Source organism: Pseudomonas sp. 300, assembly GCF_055803035.1.
The window spans coordinates 3,588,445-3,611,156 of record NZ_JAVLRV010000002.1 but is presented as its reverse complement, the minus strand read 5'-3'; the positions used below and the strand labels follow the sequence as shown (position 1 = coordinate 3,611,156).

Annotated in this window: 20 protein-coding genes; 7 read left to right on the top strand and 13 right to left on the bottom strand. The window is 60.9% G+C overall.

The annotated features are described in order from the left end of the window. Positions 1-14: 14 nt before the first annotated feature. Positions 15-917 carry a chemotaxis protein CheV gene (locus Q7W83_RS23020; protein WP_150633440.1) on the bottom strand — a complete coding sequence of 301 codons (903 nt, stop codon included), beginning with the start codon at positions 915-917 and terminating at the stop codon, positions 15-17. Positions 918-1,115: 198 nt separating this feature from the next. Further along, on the bottom strand, positions 1,116-2,666 hold the full coding sequence (gene norR / locus Q7W83_RS23015) for a nitric oxide reductase transcriptional regulator NorR (RefSeq protein WP_150633439.1): 1,551 nt from the start codon (positions 2,664-2,666) through the stop codon (positions 1,116-1,118). Between the two features lie 156 nt (positions 2,667-2,822). Between norR and hmpA the strand changes: the two genes are divergently transcribed. Next, entirely contained in the window at positions 2,823-4,004 is a 1,182-nt protein-coding gene (hmpA, locus tag Q7W83_RS23010; RefSeq protein WP_150639648.1) for an NO-inducible flavohemoprotein, read from the top strand. A 74-nt stretch (positions 4,005-4,078) separates the two neighbouring features. Here the strand turns inward: hmpA and Q7W83_RS23005 are convergent, their stop codons facing one another. From Q7W83_RS23005 to Q7W83_RS22985, 5 genes are all read right to left on the bottom strand, one after another. Beyond that, positions 4,079-4,705, bottom strand: a complete 627-nt coding sequence (locus tag Q7W83_RS23005; RefSeq protein WP_150633437.1) for a helix-turn-helix transcriptional regulator — start codon at positions 4,703-4,705, stop codon at positions 4,079-4,081. A 90-nt stretch (positions 4,706-4,795) separates the two neighbouring features. Beyond that, a complete protein-coding gene (locus tag Q7W83_RS23000; RefSeq protein WP_150633436.1) occupies positions 4,796-5,923 on the bottom strand; it encodes an NAD(P)/FAD-dependent oxidoreductase in 1,128 nt (375 codons plus the stop codon). Between the two features lie 147 nt (positions 5,924-6,070). Beyond that, the gene (locus tag Q7W83_RS22995) at positions 6,071-7,018 is read right to left on the bottom strand and encodes an ornithine cyclodeaminase family protein (protein WP_150633435.1); all 948 of its coding nucleotides are present in this window, start codon (positions 7,016-7,018) and stop codon (positions 6,071-6,073) included. Positions 7,019-7,145: 127 nt separating this feature from the next. Continuing rightward, positions 7,146-8,633 (bottom strand): ATP-dependent RNA helicase RhlB, encoded by a 1,488-nt coding sequence (gene rhlB / locus Q7W83_RS22990; protein WP_150633434.1) that lies wholly within the window; start codon positions 8,631-8,633, stop codon positions 7,146-7,148. A gap of 97 nt (positions 8,634-8,730) precedes the next feature. Then, a complete protein-coding gene (locus Q7W83_RS22985; RefSeq protein ID WP_150633433.1) occupies positions 8,731-9,387 on the bottom strand; it encodes an alpha/beta hydrolase in 657 nt (218 codons plus the stop codon). Positions 9,388-9,854: 467 nt separating this feature from the next. On the opposite strand from Q7W83_RS22985, the gene Q7W83_RS22980 reads away from it, so the two are divergent. The 6 genes from Q7W83_RS22980 (at position 9,855) to Q7W83_RS22955 (ending at position 16,117) form a co-directional block, all read left to right on the top strand. Then, positions 9,855-10,886: an amino acid ABC transporter substrate-binding protein gene (locus Q7W83_RS22980; protein ID WP_017340659.1), complete on the top strand. Its 1,032-nt coding sequence runs from the start codon at positions 9,855-9,857 to the stop codon at positions 10,884-10,886. A gap of 65 nt (positions 10,887-10,951) precedes the next feature. Further along, a complete protein-coding gene (locus Q7W83_RS22975; RefSeq protein ID WP_458377059.1) occupies positions 10,952-12,133 on the top strand; it encodes an amino acid ABC transporter permease in 1,182 nt (393 codons plus the stop codon). Between the two features lie 10 nt (positions 12,134-12,143). Beyond that, positions 12,144-13,241, top strand: a complete 1,098-nt coding sequence (locus Q7W83_RS22970) for an amino acid ABC transporter permease (protein ID WP_473657147.1) — start codon at positions 12,144-12,146, stop codon at positions 13,239-13,241. A 10-nt stretch (positions 13,242-13,251) separates the two neighbouring features. After that, on the top strand, positions 13,252-14,016 hold the full coding sequence (locus Q7W83_RS22965) for an amino acid ABC transporter ATP-binding protein (protein ID WP_150639652.1): 765 nt from the start codon (positions 13,252-13,254) through the stop codon (positions 14,014-14,016). 144 nt (positions 14,017-14,160) lie between these two features. After that, complete coding sequence (locus tag Q7W83_RS22960; RefSeq protein ID WP_150633430.1) at positions 14,161-14,820, top strand: FadR/GntR family transcriptional regulator; 660 nt, start codon at positions 14,161-14,163, stop codon at positions 14,818-14,820. Next, entirely contained in the window at positions 14,810-16,117 is a 1,308-nt protein-coding gene (locus Q7W83_RS22955) for a CynX/NimT family MFS transporter (RefSeq protein ID WP_150633429.1), read from the top strand. The genes Q7W83_RS22960 and Q7W83_RS22955 overlap by 11 nt, the downstream gene beginning before the upstream one ends. Here Q7W83_RS22955 and Q7W83_RS22950 read toward each other — a convergent pair whose 3' ends face one another. From Q7W83_RS22950 to Q7W83_RS22925, 6 genes are all read right to left on the bottom strand, one after another. Then, positions 16,118-16,768: a DUF1120 domain-containing protein gene (locus tag Q7W83_RS22950; RefSeq protein ID WP_150633428.1), complete on the bottom strand. Its 651-nt coding sequence runs from the start codon at positions 16,766-16,768 to the stop codon at positions 16,118-16,120. It lies immediately after the preceding gene. A 108-nt stretch (positions 16,769-16,876) separates the two neighbouring features. Then, the gene (locus Q7W83_RS22945; protein ID WP_473657145.1) at positions 16,877-17,497 is read right to left on the bottom strand and encodes a DUF1120 domain-containing protein; all 621 of its coding nucleotides are present in this window, start codon (positions 17,495-17,497) and stop codon (positions 16,877-16,879) included. Between the two features lie 79 nt (positions 17,498-17,576). After that, positions 17,577-18,194 carry a DUF1120 domain-containing protein gene (locus Q7W83_RS22940; RefSeq protein ID WP_473657143.1) on the bottom strand — a complete coding sequence of 206 codons (618 nt, stop codon included), beginning with the start codon at positions 18,192-18,194 and terminating at the stop codon, positions 17,577-17,579. A 79-nt stretch (positions 18,195-18,273) separates the two neighbouring features. Then, on the bottom strand, positions 18,274-18,897 hold the full coding sequence (locus Q7W83_RS22935) for a DUF1120 domain-containing protein (RefSeq protein WP_473657140.1): 624 nt from the start codon (positions 18,895-18,897) through the stop codon (positions 18,274-18,276). 82 nt (positions 18,898-18,979) lie between these two features. Beyond that, a complete protein-coding gene (locus Q7W83_RS22930) occupies positions 18,980-20,122 on the bottom strand; it encodes a DUF1120 domain-containing protein (protein ID WP_473657138.1) in 1,143 nt (380 codons plus the stop codon). A 10-nt stretch (positions 20,123-20,132) separates the two neighbouring features. After that, on the bottom strand, positions 20,133-22,601 hold the full coding sequence (locus tag Q7W83_RS22925) for a fimbria/pilus outer membrane usher protein (RefSeq protein WP_473657136.1): 2,469 nt from the start codon (positions 22,599-22,601) through the stop codon (positions 20,133-20,135). Positions 22,602-22,712: the final 111 nt, after the last annotated feature.

The following is a 22,712-nucleotide window of genomic DNA, read 5'->3' as shown; positions in this document are numbered from 1 at the left end:
TGCTTCGTCCACACTCAGTGACCTTGTTCGGCGACCGCTTTGGCCGCTTCGATCAGGCACTTGGTCAGCTCCGGTGAAGAGAACTTGGTCAGTACCGCGTTGGCGCCGGCCAGACGCGCTTTTTCGCTGTTCATCGCGCTGTCCAGCGAGGTGTGCAGCAGCACGTACAGGTGCGAAAAATCCGGGGTTTCGCGCAGGGTGCGGGTGAAGGCGTAGCCGTCCATCTCCGACATTTCGATGTCCGAAACAATCAGGTTGATCTGCTGGGCGGTGCCTTGCAGGTCCAGCAGGCAATCAATGGCTTCCTTGGCGCTGCGTGCGGTATGGCATTGCAGGCCGAGGTTGCGCAGGGTGTGCACCGATTGCTGCAGGGCCACCTGGCTGTCGTCGACCACCAGGATGCGCGCGTTACCGAGTACTTCGGCGTCTTCCATGCTCAGTTCGGTCGGGGCCGTTTCGATCTGCGCCGGGGCGATCCCGTGGATGACCTTTTCGATGTCCAGCACCTGCACCAGCGTGCCGTCCACCGAGGTCACGCCGGTGATGTAGGAACGCACACCGCCGGAGCCGAAGGGCGGCGGACGGATGTCGGTGGTCAGGCAATGGACGATCTTGCTCACGGCCTGAACGTGCAGGCCCTGTTTGGAGCGGCTGACGTCGGTGACGATCAGGCAGCCACCGTTCGGGTCTTCCAGCGGCCGCTCGCCGATCGCTCGGCTGAGGTCGATCACCGACAACGACGCGCCGCGCAGGGTGGCGATGCCTTTGACGTGAGGGTGCGACTCCGGCAGCTTGGTCAGCGGCGGGCAGGGGATGATTTCACTGACTTTGAGCAGGTTGATCGCCATCAGCTTGCCGCTGCGCAAGGTAAACAGCAGAAGCGAAAGTGAGTCTGCGCGGGCTTTGGTGGAGGACATAAAAACCTTCTGTGGAAAAAGGTGATGGGCGAATGAAAAGTCGCCAAAAGCTATCGATGCCGGGTTATCGACTTGATGGGGGCAGGCTTTAGAAAATCGGTTGAATGGTAGGACGATATCGCGAGCAGGCTCGCTCCCACATTTGATCTGTGCCGTTCACAAATCCACTGCGGGAACGAGGCTGCTCGCGATGGGTCATCACTTCAAACCCAATCGCTTGGCCATCCGCCCGAGATTCGCCCGATCCAAGCCTAGCTCACGCGCCGCGCTCGCCCAATTATCGTGGTGCCGTTCCAGGCAAGCGCTGATCAATTGCCGTTGGTAATGTTCAGTCGCCTCACGCAAATCCCCCGACACCAACGCCAGCGGAGCCGCGACCGGTTGTTCGGCCGCCGCTTCAACACGGCCATTGGGCAAATCCAGGTCCGCCGCACTCAGGCTGAGAATCTTCGGCCGTTCCTTGCAGTTACCCAGCGCTTTCAGCGCGCTCCGGCCAATCAAGTGCTCCAGTTCCCGAACATTGCCCGGCCAGTCATACGCCAGCAACGCCGTTTGAGCGTCACTGTTGAGGCGCAGGCTGTTGAGGCCCATGCGCGAACGGTTCTGCTCAAGGAAGAAACCGCTGAGCAGCAGCACATCCCGCCCGCGATCCCGCAGGGCCGGCACCAATAGCGGGTAAACGCTCAAGCGATGGTAGAAATCGGCGCGATAGCGGCCGCTGCGCACTTCCTCGGCCAGATCACGGTTGGTCGCGGCGATGAGTCGCACGTCGACCTGATGCTCCTTGTCCGAGCCCAGCCGCTGCAATTGACCGCTTTGCAAAACCCGTAGCAATTTGGCCTGCACCGTCAGCGACAGTTCGCCGACTTCATCGAGAAACAGTGTGCCGCCATTGGCCAGTTCGAATTTGCCGCGACGATCGCTGGTCGCCCCGGTAAAGGCGCCGCGCACATGGCCGAACAATTCGCTTTCCACCAGCGTGTCCGGCAGCGCGGCGCAGTTGAGGCTGATGATCGGCTTGTCGGCCCGGGGCGAGGCGGCGTGAATCGCCTGGGCCACCAGTTCTTTGCCGACCCCGGTTTCACCGGTAATCAGCACGGTCAGGTCGCTGCCGCCGACCAGGCTGACTTCCTCCACCAAACGTTTGTGCGCCTTGCTCTGGCCGATCATCTCGCGGTTCTGCTGGCCGCTGGCCTGTCGGTACACCTCGGCGCGCTGATGTTCGTCTTCGACACGATTGGCCAGCCGCTCGATGCGCTCGGCGGCATTGACCGTGGCGGCGGCGAGGCTGGCGAAGGCCTGCAGGGCGTCCAGTTCGATCGGTTCGAAACGTTCCGGGTCGAGGGCGTCCAGGGTCAGCAAACCCCACGGGCGCTCGTCGATAAACAGCGGGCAGCCCATGCAATCGTGGACTTCCAGGTGTTCATGGAGGCCATCGACCAAGCCGTCGTAAGGGTCGGGCAGGTCGCTGTCGGCGGCAAAACGGGTCGGCCCGGGGCTGCTCAGCAGCGCTTCGAAACGCGGGTGTTCGCTGACCTTGAAGCGTCGGCCGAGGGTGTCGGTGCTCAACCCGTCGACGGCCAGCGGCACCAGCCAGTCGCCATCGAGGCGCAACAGTGCGGCGGCATCGCAGGGGAGCAGGGCGCGCATGGCTTCGAGCAGGCGCCGATAGCGCTCGCCCTCGGGGAGTTCGCGGGACAGGTCCGAGACCAGGGGAAGCAATGTGGTGAGCAAGGATTTTGCAGTCATAGTGACTCCATGTAGTCGAGATGACTATAAGTCAGGCCGTGTCGTTATGACTATGATGTTTTTAACATGTTGATTTATAACGATTAAATAGCTGGCACGGAAACTGATAAGGAGAGAGCAATCAATTAGAAAACCAAGTAGCTCAGGAGTCACCTTATGCTCAGCGTTCAAGACCGTGCAATCGTCAAATCCACTGTACCGTTGCTGGAAAGCGGCGGCGAAGCATTGATCACGCATTTCTACCGCATGATGCTCTCCGAATACCCGGAAGTCCGCCCGCTGTTCAACCAGGCTCACCAGGCCAGCGGTGATCAACCCCGCGCCCTGGCAAACGGCGTGTTGATGTACGCGCGCCATATCGATCAGCTCGACCAGTTGGGCGACCTGGTGGCCAAGATCATCAACAAACACGTGGCCCTGCAAATCCTTCCGGAACACTATCCGATTGTTGGCACCTGCCTGTTGCGGGCGATTTCCGAAGTGCTGGGTGACGAGATCGCCACGCCGGAAGTGATGAGCGCCTGGGGCGCCGCTTACGGTCAACTGGCCGAGATCCTGATCGGCGCCGAAACCAGCATCTACGACCAAAAAGAACAGGCGCCGGGCGGCTGGCGCGGAGCGCGGGAATTCATCGTCGCGGCTAAGGTCGAGGAAAGCGCGGAAATCACCTCGTTCTACTTCGAGCCGGCGGACAAAGGTCCGATCCTCGCCGCAGAGCCTGGCCAGTACATCGGCATGAAACTGATCCTCGATGGCGAAGAAATTCGTCGTAACTATTCGCTGTCAGCCTTGGCGAACAAAGGCCAGTACCGCATCAGCGTCAAGCGTGAAGACGGTGGCCGCGCCTCGAACCATCTGCACGATCAACTGCATGTAGGTTCCAGCATTCAGCTGTTCCCGCCGTCGGGCGAATTCACCCTGACCGACAGCGACAAACCGTTGGTGCTGATCAGCGGCGGCGTAGGCATCACCCCGACCCTGGCCATGCTCGAGGCGGCGCTGGAAACCCAGCGGCCGGTGCATTTTATCCACTGCGCACGCAATGGCAGTGTTCACGCTTTCCGCGACTGGATCGATGGATTGGCCGAACGTCACCCGCAACTCAAGCGCTTCTATTGCTACGACGAAGATGACGGCGTCAGCCCGGCAGCGCACAAGGTCGGGTTGTTGAGTCAGGAACAACTGGGCGAGTGGTTGCCGCAACAGCGCGATCTGGATGCGTACTTCCTCGGGCCTAAAGGTTTCATGGCGGCGGTGAAGCGTCACCTCAAAGCCTTGGGTGTACCGGAGAAGCAAAGCCGCTACGAGTTCTTCGGCCCGGCTTCAGCGCTTGAATAATCGCTGATCGCAGACGCCCGGCTTGCCGGCGATGGCGTACTCAAATTCGCCATCGCCGGCAAAACACGGGGCTTTCAGCCCTTCAATTCCTTCAAATGCTTGTATACCGTCGCCCGTCCCATGTTCAGCACGTTGGCCACATAGTTGGAGGCGCTTTTGCCTTTGAAGGCGCCTTCGGCGTGCAAGGCCAGCACCAGTTCGCGTTTGTGGTCGCGGGTCAGCAGGTTCAGGCTCAGCTGGCGTTCGCGCAGCCAGCCGTGGAGGAAGGTGTTGATCCGCTCCTGCCAGTCATCGCGGAACAGTGAGTCCGGTTGCGGGATCAATTTGTTCGGCGACAGGAACAAGTCCAGCGCGGCCTTGGCATTTTCGAACAGTGAAATGTTCAGGTTGATGCACAGCACCGCCAGCGGATGACCGTCGCTGTCGCGCAGCACGCTGCTCAGGCTGCGAATCTTCTGACCATCCCAATTCAACTTTTCGTACGGGCCGATGTTCCGTTCGCTGATGTCATCGCTGAGCATGTCTTCCAGCGCGGCATCGTCACCGACTTCCCGCTTCGACAGGTTATTGGCGATGTAATCGATCTTTTGCGTGCGCAGATCGTGCAGCACCACCTCGGCGTGGGGAAAGAACAACGTGGCGATGGCATCGGCAATCGCGCGGAAGTTGTCCAGGGCCGGGTCTTTAACAGGTGCGTTCATACAATGGAGCTCCAGGCAGCGTCAGCGCCCTGCAAAAAGGGCGCTGGAAGTTTGCCGTAATCGTGTCGACACGTCACCTGAGCACGTGGATCAGCCCAGGCGAGCGGGGGAGAGCATCCCGGCATCCAGGCCGAAGCGCGTGAGTTGCTCGGGCAGTGCTTCACCGCGTACCAGCGCGGCGCTGGCCTGGCCCATGGCGGGCGAGGTCTGGATGCCGTAGCCGCCTTGCGCCGCAACCCAGAACAGCCCTGGCACCTGCAGATCGAAGCCGGACAGCAAATCGCCGTCAGCCACGAAGCTGCGCAGGCCGGCCCAGGTGCGGGTCGGACGGCGGATGGTCAGGGTGGTGGCTTCTTCGATCTGATAGATACCCATGGCGATGTCGAGTTCTTCGGGTTGCACGTCGTGCGGTTCAACCGGGTCGGCGTTGGCCGGTGAGCCGAGGAACATGCCGGCGTCGGGCTTCATGTAGAACGATTCATCGAGGCTGACCAGCATCGGCCAATGGTGGATGTCCACGCCTTCCGGTCCGGCGAAGATGAACGCCGCACGGCGCTTGGGTTGCAGACCCAGCGGCCTGGCGCCGGCCAGTTCGCCGATCTTGTCTGCCCAGGCGCCGGCGGCGTTGATGATGACCGGGGCGCTGAAGGTCTGGCTGTTGGTCTGGACCTGCCACATGCCTTCGCCGTCGCGGGTCAGGCTCAGGACTTCCGTGTCGGTATGCACTTCACTTTTATTGCGTCGGATACCGCGCAGGTAACCCTGATGCAAGGCGTCGGTGTCGATGTCGCTGGCGGTCGGATCGTAGATCGCGCCATGAACTTTTTCCCGGCGCAGGATCGGCAGGCGCAGGCAGGCTTCATCGGCGCTGAGCAGTTGCATTTCCGGCACCGTGGCTTTGGCGCTCAGGTATTGATTGTTGAGTTCGTCCGGGTCGCCGGTGAAGTCCACGGTCATTTCGCCGCGCGGGGTCAGCAGCGGGTGTTCGCAGAAACCGGCGGGCGGGGCGTCGAAGAAATCGCGGCTGGCCTGGGTCAGTGCCCGGACTTGCGGTGTTCCATACGCAGCGGTGAACAGCGCAGCCGAGCGTCCGGTGGAGTGATAGGCCGGATGGGATTCGCGTTCGAGTACGATCACTCGGGCGTGCTGCGACAGCCAGAAACCGGTGGAAGCGCCGGCGATCCCGCCGCCGATGATGATGAAGTCTGCCTGGCTCATGAACGTCTCCTGTCGAGCGTAAATGCCAAAATTGCGGAAGTCCCCTGTGGGAGCGAGCTTGCTCGCGATAGCGTTGGGTCAGTCGACATCAATGTTGAATGTTCAACCGTAATCGCGAGCAGGCTCGCTCCCACAGGGAGTTAAATATCAGGGGTGCAGGCGGTAGATGGCGTTAGCCACCGCGATGTCTTCCAGGCCCAGGCCGATCGAGCGGAAGAATACGTGGCGGTCGTAATCGGGGCGCTGGACCTTTTCGCTGATCAAATCCGGCAAGTCGCCGACGATCGCGTTCCTGTCCCAACCATGCTGTTCGCCGGCAATCAGCATTTCGCCCGCCGAGCCTGGCGTGGTCAGACGATAATCGCAGAAGACGTGCATGTCGTTGAGGCTCTGCGGCGGCACTTCGTGGGCGCGCGGTGCGTTGGTACTGATGGAGGTTATCAACGCTGGTTTGCTCAGGGTTGCCGGATTCATCACTGGCCCTGCTGACGACGTGCACAGCATGATCACATCGGCTTCCTGAAGGGCTGCTTCACAACTGTCGACCAGGGTCAGGCGTGGGTCGAGACCTTTGAGCTGAGCCAGTGCGTCTGGACTCAGATCGTTCAGGCCTTGTGAGTAGAGGCTGATGCTTTGCCAGTCCCGCAGGTTCTTCACGTAATGCAGGTGCGCCTGGGCCACTTTGCCGCTGCCGATGATCGCCAGGCGTCGGGCTTCAAGCGGCGCGAGGGCGTCCACCGCAACGGCGGTCGCTGCTGCGGTGCGCGCAACGGTCAGTTCACCGGCATCGCACAGCAGCAGCGGCTGGCCGGTCTGCATCGACATCAGCAAGGTCCACGCAGTCACTAGCGGGCCTTGTTCGCGCACGATGTAGGGCGACGTCTTCACCCCGTAAACTCCGTCTTCGGCCAGCACACCCAGGTAGTTGATGAAGTCGCCTGCCCCCTTGGGGAATTCCACCAGTTGCTGCGCCGGCTGCACAGCCTGCCCGGCGGCCAGGTCGCGGAACAGCTTGCGCAGGATCTGCGGAACGTCGACCTGTGCCAGCAGTTCGCGGGCCTGGGGTTGGGTGATTACATAAGGCGTGCTGGACATGGTCGGCTCCGGGAGCTGGAAGTAAACTAATTTGTCTATTATGGACTTTTAGTTATCGCGAGCAATATCCCGGGCGAAAAAAAAGCGCAGTCCGTTGCCGGCTGCGCCTCTTTCGGTAAGGCCCGAGTTACGGACGCTTGCGCTCAACCGCCCGCAACAGATGCGTCGGTGGCGTTTCACAGCTGATCTTGCGACCCAGCAGCGCCTCGATGGACGGTAGCTGGTAGGAGTCGTCTTCCCCGGCAAAACTGATCGACACACCGTCGGCGCCGGCACGACCGGTACGACCGATACGGTGCACGTAGTCATCCGGCACTTCCGGCAGGGTGAAGTTGATCACGTGGCTGATGCCGTCGATGTGAATGCCGCGACCGGCGACATCGGTGGCCACCAGCACGCGGATCTTGCCTTCGCGAAAGCCCTCAAGCGTCTTGATGCGCTTGTGTTGCGGCACATCGCCGGACAATTGCGCGGCGTTGACGCCATCGCGTACCAGGCGTTCTTCGATGCGCCGCACTTCATCCTTGCGGTTGGCGAAGACCATCACCCGCTCCCAACCGTTGTCGTTGACCAGGTTGTAGAGCAGTTTGTACTTGTCGGCGCCGGCCACCGCGTAGATGTGCTGCTCGACGTTTTCGCTGGCCACGTTCTGCGACTCGATCTCGACGATCGACGGGTCGGTGGTCCATTGCTTGGCGAGGTTCATCACGTCTTCGGTGAAGGTCGCGGAGAACAGCAGCGTCTGACGCTCGTTCTTCGGCGGCGTCTGGCGAATGATTTGACGCACTTGCGGGATGAAGCCCATGTCGAGCATGCGGTCGGCTTCGTCCAGGACCATGACTTCGACCATGTCCAGGTGCACGTCGCCGCGCTGGTTGAAGTCGAGCAAGCGGCCCGGGGTTGCGACGAGGATGTCGCAATGACGCGCTTCGAGGTGCTTGAGCTGCTTGTCGAAGTCCATGCCGCCGACAAACGTCATGACGTTGAGGCCGGTGTACTTGGTCAGGTCGGCGGCGTCTTTAGCGATCTGCACCACCAACTCACGGGTCGGCGCGATGATCAGCGCCCGTGGCTCGCCCATGTAGCGCTCTTTCGGCGGCGGGGTTTGCAGCAATTGGGTGATGATCGAAATCAGGAACGCGGCGGTTTTGCCGGTACCGGTCTGGGCGCGCCCGATGGCGTCTTTGCCGGCGAGGGTGAAGCCCAGCACCTGAGCCTGGATCGGCGTGCAATACGGGAAGCCGAGGTCCTGGATGGCGTGCATCAGTTCCGGGGCGAGTTTGAAATCGTGGAATCGGGTTTTGCCTTCCTGGGGTTCGACGACGAAGTCTTCGAGTTTCCAGGGAATGACCGGCGCCTTTGGCTTGGGTTCGCGACGCGGTTTTGCCGGTTTCGGCGCTTCGCTGCGCGGTTGTTCTGGGGCCGCCTCTTCAACAGGCGGGAGGGCCGGTGCCGCGACAGGCTCTTGTTTCGGTGCCGCTACGGGGGCGGTCCGGCCAGACTGATTACCGTCGGTGCGGTGGCTGGGGGCGTGAGACGGAGCGCTGGAGACTGGCGCGAGCTGCTCAGTCTCGCTTTTACCGAACATTTTCTTGAGTGCTTTGAGCACGGTCATCTCATCAATTGATTAAGGAATATACGGCGGCCAGTGTAATGCAAGAATCGGGCGCGGCGTAGGGGGATGGATCAATGGGCTGTTTTTCGCCGGACCGTTAACGCAAGCGTTCAGCGAGCCAGACGTCGATGTCGCGAATTTCCTCGGGTAACACTTCGTGACCCATTGGGTATTCCTGCCATGTCACGGTGACACCATGCTGCTTTAAATACTCATAAGCGGTGCGACCCATCGAGTTCTGCACCACGTCATCGTACTGGCCGTGCAGGGACAGCACCGGAATACGCTGTTGGCTCGCGGAGAGTTGCAGTTGATCGTTGAAGGTCGGTGCATAAGTCGAGAGGGCAAGTACGCCGCCCAATGCTCCTTGCCATTTCACAAACGCGGTGTGGAATACCACGGCGCCGCCCTGGGAAAAACCTGCCAGGAAAATCCGCGAGGCGTCTATTCCGCCCGCGCGCTGCTCTTCGATCAAATCAATCACCCTTTGCGCCGACTCTTCCAGCTGCTCGCGGCTGATCGCCCGCGCCGGGCTCATGGCCAGAATGTCGTACCAGCTCGGCATCTCGTAACCACCATTAATGGTCACCGCACGGGTCGGAGCCTGAGGCAGGACGAAGCGGGTGGTCAGCAGGCTTTCCTGCAGCGCTTCGGCCACGGGCAGGAAGTCGTAACGGTCGGCGCCCAGGCCGTGCAGCCAGATAACGCAGGCATCTGCGGGCTTGACGGGTTGAAGAATCAAGGGCTCGGTCATGGCTGCTCCAATTGTGTGCGTGCGCTCTCATTGAGTGCGTGATGTGAGTGCGTATCGGGTTGATCAGTTACGAAGATGTCGCAAGGCTACAAGTTTTGCTATTGACCTGTCCCTTAAGTGCTTTGGCTAGCGGTCTGGTACGGGCTTTGCTATAGGAAAGCCTGTACGAAAATCCCACGCCTGTCGGTAACACTATCAGGCCATTGTTCGTGGTGGGATAGCAAAAAATCCGGTGATGGATGTTCGCCAGTGGCCGCTACGGGCTTCGCGAACGTGAAAGGGCTACAGCCCGTTCGGCCGATTGGTGAGAAGTGAGTGATCCATGATTTGGATTTTCTCCTACTAGACTCATAGCGCAGGTCCTACGTCGGTTGACCCTAAAAAAAGCCAACACGGGTCGACTACGCCTCATAAGGGTGCGACTGGACTCAAGCTCCGACACAACAAGAGCAAAACTGGAGGTTTGAATGAAGATGTTGAAATCCACCCTGGCCATCGTGACTGCAGCCGCAGTACTCGGTGTCAGCGGGTTCGCTCAGGCGGGTGCAACCCTGGATGCAGTGCAGAAGAAAGGTTTCGTACAGTGCGGCGTCAGTGATGGCCTGCCTGGTTTTTCGGTTCCGGATTCCACTGGCAAGATCGTTGGTATCGATGCTGACTACTGCCGTGCTGTCGCCGCTGCCGTCTTTGGCGACGCGACCAAGGTCAAGTTCAGTCAGTTGAACGCCAAGGAGCGCTTCACCGCGCTGCAGTCCGGCGAAATCGACATCCTGTCGCGCAACACCACCATGACCAGCTCCCGTGACTCGGGCATGGGTCTGAAATTCCCAGGCTTCATCACTTACTACGACGGCATCGGCTTCCTGGTTAACAACAAACTCGGCGTCAAGAGCGCCAAGGAACTGGACGGCGCGACCATCTGCATCCAGGCCGGCACCACCACCGAGCTGAACGTTTCCGACTACTTCCGTGGCAACGGTCTGAAATACACCCCGATCACTTTCGACACCTCCGATGAAAGCGCCAAGTCGCTGGAATCGGGTCGTTGCGACGTACTGACTTCCGACAAGTCCCAACTGTTTGCCCAGCGCAGCAAGCTGGCTTCGCCGAAGGACTACGTGGTTCTGCCGGAAACCATTTCCAAGGAACCGCTGGGCCCGGTCGTGCGTAACGGCGATGACGAGTGGCTGGCTATCGTGCGCTGGGTTGGCTACGCCATGCTCAACGCTGAAGAAGCAGGCGTGACCTCGAAAAACGTTGAAGCCGAAGCCAAGGGCACCAAGAACCCGGACGTTGCACGTCTGCTGGGTACCGACGGTGAATACGGCAAAGACCTGAAAGTGAAGAAAGACTGGGTCGTCCAGATCGTCAAGCAAGTGGGTAACTATGGCGAAGTGTTCGAGAAGAACCTCGGCAAGAGCACTCCTCTGGAAATTGACCGCGGGCTGAACGCTCTGTGGAACAACGGCGGCATTCAATACGCACCACCAGTGCGCTGATGGTTCTATCACCCGGTGGGCCAACCGCCGGGTGATGTTCTGTTCCATTACATCCGGGGCACTTCATGCAAAATTCAATCGGCGCACCAAAGCAGAGGCTCAGCCTCAGCGATCCCAAAGTGCGTGCGTGGCTATTTCAGATCATCACCATTGTGGCGGTGGTCTCGATGGGCTGGTATCTGTTCGACAACACGCAGACCAACCTTGAACACCGGGGCATCACCTCCGGTTTCAGCTTTCTGGAGCGCAGTGCCGGTTTCGGCATCGCTCAAACCCTGATCGACTATACCGAATCGGACAGCTATGCCCGGGTGTTTGTCATCGGCCTGCTCAACACGCTGCTGGTGACTTTCATCGGCGTGATCCTGGCGACGATCCTCGGGTTCATCGTCGGCGTGTCACGGCTGTCGAAGAACTGGATCATCGCCAAGCTGGCGACTGTTTATGTGGAAGTCTTCCGCAACATTCCGCCGCTGCTGCAAATCCTGTTCTGGTACTTCGCGGTGTTCCTGACCATGCCAGGGCCACGCAACAGCCATAACTTCGGCGACACCTTCTTCGTCAGCAGCCGCGGCCTGAACATGCCGGCCGCTTTGGCGGCGGACGGTTTCTGGCCGTTTGTGGTCAGCGTCGTCGTGGCCATCGTCGCCATCGTGCTGATGTGCCGCTGGGCCAACAAGCGTTTCGAAGCCACCGGCGTTCCGTTCCACAAGTTCTGGACCGGCCTGGCGTTGTTCCTGGTGATCCCGGCGCTGTGTGCGCTGATCTTCGGTGCGCCCGTGCACTGGGAAATGCCCAAGCTGCAAGGTTTCAACTTCGTCGGTGGCTGGGTGCTGATCCCGGAACTGCTGGCGCTGACCCTGGCCCTGACCGTGTACACCGCGGCGTTCATCGCCGAGATCGTGCGTTCGGGCATCAAGTCGGTCAGCCACGGCCAGACCGAAGCGGCACACTCGCTGGGCCTGCGCAACGGTCCGACCCTGCGCAAGGTGATCATCCCGCAAGCCCTGCGCGTGATCATTCCACCGCTGACCAGCCAATACCTGAACCTGGCGAAAAACTCCTCGCTGGCGGCCGGTATCGGTTATCCGGAAATGGTCTCGTTGTTTGCCGGTACGGTGCTGAACCAGACCGGGCAGGCGATCGAAGTCATTGCCATCACCATGAGCGTGTACCTGGCGATCAGTATCAGCATTTCCCTGCTGATGAACTGGTACAACAAGCGCATTGCGCTGATCGAGCGGTAAGGAAAAGCGCATGAGTACTCATACTTTCAAACCTGACATGCCGCCACCAAGCAAAGTCTTCGGGCCGATGGCGTGGATGCGCGCGAACATGTTCTCCAGCTGGCTCAACACCCTGCTGACCCTGTTCGCGTTCTACCTGATTTACCTGGTGGTTCCACCGATTCTGGAATGGGCGATCATCGACGCCAACTGGGTCGGCACTACCCGCGCCGACTGCACCAAGGAAGGCGCCTGCTGGGTGTTCATCCAGCAGCGATTCGGCCAGTTCATGTACGGCTACTACCCGGCGGACCTGCGCTGGCGCGTAGACCTGACCGTGTGGCTGGCGGTGATCGGCGTGGCGCCGTTGTTCATCTCGCGCTTCCCGCGTAAAGCGGTGTACGGGCTGAGCTTCCTGGTGTTGTACCCGATCATTGCCTGGTGCCTGTTGCATGGCGGCGTGTTCGGCCTGACCCAAGTGGCGACCAGCCAGTGGGGTGGCCTGATGCTGACTCTGGTGATCGCCACCGTCGGTATTGCCGGTGCGTTGCCGCTGGGTATCGTCCTGGCCCTGGGCCGTCGTTCGAACATGCCGGCGATTCGTGTGGTCTGCGTGACCTTCATCGAATTCTGGCGCGGCGTGCCGTTGATCACGGTGCTGTTCATGTCCTCGGTGATGCTGCCGTTGTTCCTGCCTGAAGGCATGAACTTCGACAAACTGCTGCGGGCGCTGATCGGCGTGATCCTGTTCCAGTCGGCCTACGTCGCCGAAGTGGTGCGGGGCGGTCTGCAAGCGATTCCAAAAGGTCAGTACGAAGCGGCTGCGGCGATGGGCCTCGGTTACTGGCGCAGCATGGGCCTGGTGATTCTGCCGCAAGCCCTGAAGATGGTGATCCCGGGCATCGTCAACACCTTCATTGCGCTGTTCAAGGACACGAGCCTGGTGATCATCATCGGCCTGTTCGACTTGCTCAACAGCGTCAAACAAGCCGCCGCCGACCCGAAATGGTTGGGCATGGCCACTGAAGGCTATGTGTTTGCGGCCCTGGTGTTCTGGATTTTCTGTTTTGGTATGTCGCGCTATTCCATGCATCTGGAACGCAAGCTCGACACTGGCCACAAGCGTTAGGAGTTCTGTAATGAGCGAAGCAATCAAAAAGCCTGTGAGCCCTGAAGGCATTATTCAGATGCAGGGCGTGAACAAGTGGTACGGCCAGTTCCACGTGTTGAAAGACATCAACCTGAACGTTAAACAGGGCGAGCGTATCGTCCTGTGCGGCCCGTCGGGTTCCGGCAAATCCACCACGATCCGTTGCCTCAACCGTCTGGAAGAACACCAGCAGGGCCGGATCGTGGTCGATGGCGTGGAACTGACCAACGACCTCAAGCAGATCGAAACGGTCCGCCGCGAAGTCGGCATGGTGTTCCAGCACTTCAACCTGTTCCCGCACCTGACCATCCTGCAGAACTGCACCCTGGCACCGATGTGGGTACGCAAGATGCCCAAGCGCAAGGCCGAAGAAATTGCCATGCATTACCTGGAACGCGTCCGCATTCCGGAGCAGGCGCATAAATTCCCGGGGCAATTGTCCGGCGGTCAGCAGCAGCGTGTGGCGATTGCCCGTGCCCTGTGCATGAAACCGAAAATCATGCTGTTCGACGAACCGACTTCAGCGCTCGACCCGGAGATGGTGAAGGAAGTTCTCGACACCATGATCGGCCTGGCCGAAGACGGCATGACCATGCTCTGCGTGACCCACGAAATGGGCTTCGCCCGCACCGTGGCCAACCGCGTGATCTTCATGGACAAGGGCGAGATCGTCGAACAGGCTGCGCCGAACGACTTCTTCGATAACCCGCAGAACGACCGCACCAAACTGTTCCTGAGCCAGATCCTGCATTGATCGAAGCCAGGCAATGAAAAAAACCCGGACGCTGTTCCGGGTTTTTTTTTCGCCCGCCGAAACCCACCACCGTTTGCCCTGCCGGACTAAGCTGACTAACATGTCCGAAAATTCATCCTATGATTGGATGAAAGGGCGAATCCTATGTCAGAAATGTCTCCATTAGTTAAGCGATCCCTGGTCGATCAGGCTTTGGACCAGTTGCGCTTGCGCATCACCGAAGGCGTCTGGACCGTCGGCCAACGCCTGCCCACCGAGCCGGAGCTGTCGGCAGAACTGGGCATCAGCCGCAACACCGTGCGCGAAGCCATGCGCGTGTTGGCGTTTTCCGGTTTGATCGAAATACGCCAAGGTGACGGCAGTTACCTGCGGGCGGTGATCGATCCGCTGGACACCCTGAAAGCGCTGTCGCGCTGCTCCCTCGAACAGGCGCGGGAAACACGGCACATCCTTGAAGTCGAGGCCATCGGCCTTGCCGCGATCCGCAGGACCGACGAAGACCTCATCGAATTACGCCAGGCACTCAACATCAGCGGCGATCACTACCACGGCGATCTCGACAGCTACATCGCCTGCGATCTGGTGTTCCACCGTCGCCTGGTAGACGCCGCGCACAACCCCACCCTCAGCGAGCTGTATCGCTACTTCTCCAGCGTCGTCGGCGCACAACTGCGCCAGACCTTGAGCATCACGCCTCGTCGCCAGGCAGTGTTCGACCTGCATGTCGACCTGCTCGATGCCGTCGAACAACGCGACCCGGAACGCGCCAAAGCCTTGTCGAGGCAGTTGATCAATGAACCTTGAAACCGAGAACGCCATGTCCAGCCGCAACAGCCACATCAACGAAGCCAAACGCACGGCGGAGCTTGAAGAGCTGCTGATCGACGCCGAGGCCGATGACGAAGCGGTCCAGCAAAGTCACCCGATCCTGCGCCGCCCGTGGTTATTGTTACTGGGCCTGATTCTGGTGGCGCTGAACCTGCGTCCGGCGCTGTCGAGCATGGCGCCGATGCTCAGCGAGGTCTCGAAAAGCCTCGGCCTGTCGGCGGCGCAGGCCGGTTTGCTGACGACCTTGCCGGTGCTGTGCCTCGGCCTGTTTGCGCCGTTGGCGCCAATTCTGGCGCGACGTTTCGGCGCGGAACGCGTGGTGTTGGGCATTCTGCTGACGTTGGCCGGGGGGATCATTCTGCGCAGTTCGTTCGGTGAAATCGGCCTGTTTGCCGGCAGCGTGTTGGCCGGCGCGAGTATCGGCGTGATCGGCGTTCTGTTGCCTGGCATCGTCAAACGCGACTTCGCCAAGCACGCCGGGACCATGACCGGCGTCTACACCATGGCGTTGTGTCTGGGCGCGGCCATGGCAGCAGGCGCGACCGTGCCATTGAGCGAGCACTTCGACAAAAGCTGGGCGCTGGGCCTCGGCTTCTGGGTGATTCCTGCGCTGGCAGCGGCGATTTTCTGGTTGCCGCAAGTCGGGCAGAAACACGGCGCGCACAACGTGGCCTACCGGGTGCGCGGTTTGTTGCGTGACCCGTTGGCGTGGCAAGTGACCTTGTACATGGGCCTGCAATCCTCCCTGGCCTACATTGTGTTCGGCTGGTTGCCATCGATCCTGATCGGTCGCGGCCTGACGCCGACCCAGGCCGGCCTGGTGCTGTCGGGTTCGGTGCTCATTCAACTCGCCAGTTCATTGGCCGCTCCATGGCTGGCCACGCGCGGCAAGGATCAGCGCCTGGCAATCGTGATCGTCATGGCGCTGACCCTCGGCGGTCTGTTCGGTTGCCTCTACGCGCCGATCGAAGGCCTGTGGGGCTGGGCGATTCTGCTCGGTCTGGGGCAGGGCGGTACGTTCAGCCTGGCGTTGACCCTGATCGTGTTGCGCTCGCGGGACTCGCACGTGGCGGCCAACCTGTCGAGCATGGCCCAGGGTTTCGGTTACACCCTGGCGTCCATGGGACCGTTCGCGGTGGGCATCGTGCACGACTGGACCGGCGGCTGGAACGCCATAGGCTGGATCTTCGGCGTGATTGGCCTCGGCGCCATCCTTGCCGGCCTCGGTGCCGGGCGTTCGTTGTACGTGCAGGTGGTCAGCGAAAAGGTCTGACTACAGGTAAACAACGTCCAGGGTCGCCGAGCCGTCGAGCTGCACCTCGGTGCTCAGGTCCAGTTCGGAGGTGGGCGCGATGATGGTTTCGACGATCACTCGACTTGTGAGGTTTTGAATGGCAATCGGGCCGACACTGCTGCCGGCCACGTCGGTAAACCCCAGGTAGCTTTTGGCACCGATCGGAATGGGACGACTGTTCGATGAACTCCAGGCCACGCCGCCGGTGGTGGAGTCGGTTCGATAAACCTGCGTCAGGTCGTCCACCACGGTGCTGGCCGGATCGAAGTTCAGCGAATACAAGCCGATTTTATTTTGGCTGTGATCGTGGTTAAGACCGTAGTAAATCTCGCTGTTGACGATGGCCGAGCCGTCGCGGTTGTCGCGCATCAACAGGGCAAAACGCGCGGGCGCATTGCACTGAATGTTGAGGTCGAGCGTCTGGTCGCGCAGTCGCGTGCGTTTGTCGACGCTGAGGTCCTGCCGGGAGATTTTTCCGTAGTCGACGAGGCCGTTGTTGGACAGTATCGGGGTGCAGGCGAGGGGGGTGATGGTGCCTTTGACGCTCAGGTCAACGGTGGACGCCGCCCAAGTGTGTTGGGTGGCGCTGATGACCAGGGTTGTCGCAAGTACGGCAAAGTAGTGCTTCATTTGTGAATGTCCATTTCGTGGAATTTGTTCAGCCTGTGTCAGGCCCCGGTTGGCGTTGAACCGGTCTTTTTTACCGAAACCGGCATTCGACCGGCTCAGTGCGTTGACTCAGGGGAGGTACTTGATTTCAAGCGTCATGGAGCCATCGATGGGCACTTCGTCGTTCAGGGTCAGGCTGTCGGCGCGAGCAATGTAGGTATTGATCCACAGCAGCATCGCGAGATCCTTTACTGCAATGGGTGTGGTGTTGCCGATAATGCTTGTTGCCAGAAGCTCATTCGAATTGATGGTGGTGGCGCGGGTCCAGCTTTCTCCGCCATCCGTCGATTGAATGGCGGCCGCATTCAGACCGTCAGCTTGCAGGTTGGCGATATATGGCCAGAAGTAGCCAAGCTTTTCATTCGCGGGGGTCAGTCCCACGCCAAAAAAAAGAGGGGAAGCTATGTTCGTATCGGGTCTATTGTCGATGGACTTCACGGCGAACAGGACCGGTGCATCGCAGTTCACGTTGAACGCCATGTAGTGGTTGCCTACTTCCGTGTTTGCGATTGGATTGAGGTTCTTTACAGGGACTTTGCCGATGTCGATGTTGCCGCCGTCGGCCAGTGTCGGCGTGCAGGCGTTCGGGGTGATGAGGCCTGTGACCGTCAGGTCTGTCGACGAGGCGAAGGCGAGTGGCGACGTCAGGGCGATGATCGCCATCGTCAGCGCGTGTGGAATCTTTTTCATGGGACAGGTTTCGCTGTGTGGGGTGAGCGGAATCAGTCCTTGCCCGAAGCAGGACCTCGGGCAAGGTCGGGCTACGGGTTTATGGGTAGACGATGGAAATGGTGGCCGAGCCGTCGAGAGCGACTTCGTTGGTCAGGTCCAGTGAGTCGGCGCGGGCAATTTGAGTCGATACCCTAAGGTCTGTCTGCAGATCCTTGATGGCAATCGGCGTGGTCGGGCCCCCTACAGCGCCGAATGCCGAAAGCCGGTTGGGCTCCACAGAAGTGCTAGCGGACCAGGTATTTCCATTGGTAGCGGACGACAACGGTTGTACGGCAACACCATCTGCAATTGGAGTCCTGATGCGTACAACGTAACCGCCAAGCTTCTGGTCACCATTGATAAAGCCCAGACCGAAATTGCTGTCACCACCAATCGTGCCGGACCTGTTATCGGTCGGTAACAGCCTGAACGGGATCGCTGCGTCACAGTTCACGGTGAGCTGCAATGTCTCCCAAGGCAGTGTCGTGGCTTTGTCCTGATTCAAGTCTTTGGCAGAAATCTTGCCATAATCGACAATCCCGCCACCGGAAAGCGACGGCGTACACGACGACGGCGTGATAACGCCTGTGACTGTCAGGTCTGTCGACGAGGCGAAGGTGAGTGGTGAAGTCAGGACGATGATCGCCATCGTCAGCGCGTGTGGAATCTTTTTCATGGGACAGGTTTCGCTGTGTGGGGTGAGCGGAATCAGTCCTTGCCCGAAGCAGGACCTCGGGCAAGGTCGGGCTACGGGTTTATGGGTAGACGATGGAAATGGTGGCCGAGCCGTCGAGAGCGACTTCGTTGGTCAGGTCCAGTGAGTCGGCGCGGGCAATTTGAGTCGATACCCTAAGGTCTGTCTGCAGATCCTTGATGGCAATCGGCGTGGTCGGGCCCCCTACAGCGCCGAATGCCGAAAGCCGGTTGGGCTCCACAGAAGTGCTAGCGGACCAGGTATTTCCATTGGTAGCGGACGACAACGGTTGTACGGCAACACCATCTGCAATTGGAGTCCTGATGCGTACAACGTAACCGCCAAGCTTCTGGTCACCATTGATAAAGCCCAGACCGAAATTGCTGTCACCACCAATCGTGCCGGACCTGTTATCGGTCGGTAACAGCCTGAACGGGATCGCTGCGTCACAGTTCACGGTGAGCTGCAATGTCTCCCAAGGCAGTGTCGTGGTTTTGTCCTGATTCAAGTCTTTGGCAGAAATCTTGCCATAATCGATAATCCCGCCACCGGAAAGCGACGGCGTACACGACGACGGCGTGATAATGCCAGTCACCGTCAAATCAGTGCTCGAAGCCGCCAGTGCATAAGGTGCAACGCCAATCAGCGCAGTGGCGGAGAGTGCTGCAAAGTACTTTTTAATCATTGTTTACTCACTTCTCAGGTTGTGCCCTGTCTGCCCCGAGACGCTCAAGTGCGCCCCGGATCCAGCAGGATCGGGTTGGGTGTTACAGGTAAATAATCTCGATCGTTCCCGCGCCATCGAGATTGATGGCGCTGCTCAGGTCCAGGCTGTTGGTGGGGGCGATGACGGCGTCGACGGTCACCGTGGTGCTGAGGTTCTGGATCAGCACCGGGCCGGCGCCGCTGCCGGCGTTGTCGGTAAACGCCAGGTAGCGGCTTTTGCCGATGGCGACCGGGCTGGCGCTGCCGGTGCTCCAGGCCATGCCGGCGGTGTTGGAGTCGGTTCGATAGAGGCGGGCGAAGCCGTCGGCATTGGCGGTGGCCGGGTCCACGCGCAGTGAAAAACGGCCAATCCTGTTGCCGCGGCTGTCCTTGCCCAGGCCGTAGTCGATCTCGCTGTCGAGCGTCGCCGAACCCGAGCGGTTGTCATGCATGACCAAGGCGAAGGACGCCGGCGCGTCGCAGCCGACCATCAACGTCAACGACCTGGGCGGCAGACGTGTGTCCTTGTCTGCATGCAGGTCCTTTCTCGACAGGGTGCCGAAGTCGACCACGCCGCCGTTGGACAGCACCGGCTCGCAGGCCGCCGGAGCGAAGCGGGCGCGCAGGGTCGCCTCGCGGGTGCGTCCGGCGCCAACGGCATCGAACGCCCCGAAGGCTTCCCAGGTCACCGCGTCACGCACTTGCATGCCTTGCTCTTGAACCCAGGCCGTCAGCTCAAGCTGCGCCGAGAAACTGCGCCCCTGTACCGGCACGCCGGCCTGCACCGGGACGACCCCGTGCTTCGGTCGCCAGATCAGGTTCGAGGCCGTTTCGGCGGGCGGCTGACCGACCCCGGCAATCAACCCGATCTCGACCGATTGGCCATCGAGCACGGCATCCCGAATACGCATCCGATAGCTGCCGCGTTCGGCGAAGTGAAAGCGTTCGGCGGTTGCGGCCATCGCCCGGTAGAACAGGCTCATGTCGATGGGCTGCGCACAGTTCAAGGTCAGGCTGAGCTGGCGCTCACCGAGGTTGCGCTCCGGTGCGGCATCGGGCCGTATCGCTCGGTTCATCAGCCCGTAATCGAGCACCGGCTGGCTCAGGTTGAACTGGCAGTCGTCCGTGGATGCCGAGGCCAGTGGCGTGAAACCGCTCAGTACCAGGGGCGCGAAGGTCAGCAGCAGATAGCGCGACAGGTTCATAAAGTCATCCTCAGAGGGCTCGGCACTTGGCGGGGGCGGTTTCGTAGTACGCATTGGCGTCTGCGTCGGTGGGCAGTTCGAAGCGCAGTTCGCAGCGCTCCAGCCCCGGCGCGCTGATCCACAACGCGCGGCGGTCGAGGACGTTGGGCAAAAACACCAGGCCGCCGTCCTGCACCAGGGTCACGAACTCGCCATCCTCGGTGTTCACGGAGGCACCGCGCGGCAGGGGCGCGCCGTTGGCGGTGGTGGCCTTGAGCAAGGCGCGACGGGTCAGCGTGATGCCGAATTCAACGTTGTCGACGGCGCCACGACCGGCCGAAATCACCGCCAGCCCGTTGTGAATGTCGGCGTTGCGCGGCAGGGTTTTGGTGTCGACTTCCACCGGGCTGTTGCCGTAAGCCGTCACTTGCGGGATCACCGCCTGACCTTGCCAGTCGGTCCACACCGGACCGCTGGGCGTCGACACTTTGATCGAACCCATGTCGCCCACCGAAAGCAGCGCAAAGGTGTCGCTCACCGGGTACGGCGACAGCGTCACGCCGCCACCGTGCAACACTGCGCCGCCACGAGCGCTGGCCTGATAGCTGGAGCGCTCGGCATCGGCGCGGGTGTAATTGAGATCGAGCTGGGTGTAGCGCGGCAACAGTGAAACGCCGGCGGTGGACTGCACCTGTTTGTCACGGGTGTCGTGTTCGACGCCAACCCGGTAACCCAGTTGATCGTTGACCCGTTCACTCAAGCCCACGCCGCTGCGGTACTCGCCGGCGGAACTGCGCACCCAGGTGCGCGCCCGGCGGTTCTCGCCCAGCGGAATGCTGAGGTTCAGGTAGACGCTGTCATCGTTGCGGTTCGAACCGCTGACCTGCCATTCGGCGGTCGCCGAGACGGATACGCCCGCGATGCTGGTGCCCCAGGACGCGAGGGCGCGGCTGCTGCTTTGGCCGTCGAACGAGCTGGACCGGCTGACGCCGCTGCTGAAAGCGCCGAGCCATGGATGCGACCACGACAGGGCCGCGTTTTGCTGATCGCGGTAACGGGATTGGCTGTTGTCGGAGGTGTTGGCGAATACCGCATCTTCCAGCTCCCGGTAGCCCTGGGTTCGGTAAGAACTGCCGGCATTGAGCGCCCACTGCTCGTTCAACCGATGTGAGACGCTCAGGTCTGCCTGAAGCCCCTGACTGGCTTGCTTGCCGCTGGCGTCCGCGCCGGTCAGCGTGGCTTGCACCTGGGTCACGGGCGAGGGCAACAGGCCGACGCTGCCACCCGCCGCGCGATAGTCGGCGGCGCCGGTCAGGCCGGCGCTGAGCAACACTTGCGGGGTGAGCGCACCGCTCCAGCCGCCGCTGATGACCCAGGGATCGCCCCCCTGCGCGTCACCGACACTGCGCACCTGACCGACGCCCAGCGAATAACCGGGCGCGGGCAGGCCGATCCCCAACATTGCGGCCGGCACGGTAAAACTGCGCTCGCTGCCATCGTCCTCTTTGATCGTGACTTCCACGTCGGAGCGCGTGTTGAGCCGCCGCACGTTGGTGAGTGCGAACGGCCCGGCCGGCACCACCGTGGAATGGATCAGCGAACCGTTCTGGCGGACCTCGACCTGGGCCTGACTGTTGGCGATCCCTTCAATGACCGCGCTTTGCCCTTCGACTTGCAGCGCCTGCTCGTTCAGCACTTGCACGCCGGTGATCTGCGCACCGGCGAGCACCGGGTTGTAGAGGTTGATCTGACCCGCCTGCAGCACCGCTTCCTGGCTGGCGAAAGTACGCTGGGCGTAGGCCGCAATGTGCGTGGTGCGGGAAATGTCGTCCTGCCAGGTCTGCACCTGACGGCTGCGCACGATCCAGTCACCGGCATTGAAGCCCAGTTCGGTGTTGGCCGAGGCGTAGCGGCTGGTGCTGTCGCCGGAACGGCTGTGCAAACCGGTGACGTCGTAGTTGATCAAACCGGCAATGCCGCCGGTTTGATAGCCGGAGAAATCCCGGGCCGTGGGGCGTATCGCGTCGGTGGGCACGATCAACGACAGGGCCAGGTTCGCCGGGTCCGGTTCGATGACGGTCTGCGGTGCGCTGCCCAGAAAATCGTGGCACGGGCCAGCGTCCAGCGTCAGCGCAGGCACCGTAAGGTTCGCCGCATCGAGCAGCGCGCGATCGAAGCACAACGCCCCTTCGCGATTGAACGTGACGTCGACCCGGCCATGGCGCTGGCCGTTGACGGTGAGCGTGACCGGATGGCGGCCGGCGGTGAACTGTGGCGCCTGCATCAGCAACGTTGCCAGCGCCGGATCGATGCCGCGCTGCAGCAACGTGTCTTTGTCGAACGACGCCGGCAACGACGCCTCACCGTGGGCGTCGAGCATCATCAGCGCGTTGCTCAGCAGCAACGCCACCGTGGTTCGTCGCTGCCATGGATGAGGGCGAGCGCCGGCCCGAATAACGGGCACGGCTTCGCCATCACGGTAAATTGATACTGTGGTCATCGGGTTCACTTGGGTTATTGCGGCGTGCGTCTACCGGCACGCCTGTGGCAACGGCCAAGCGACCGTCGCCTTGAAACATGGGCGCTCATCGTTCCTTGATGACGCCGTCAT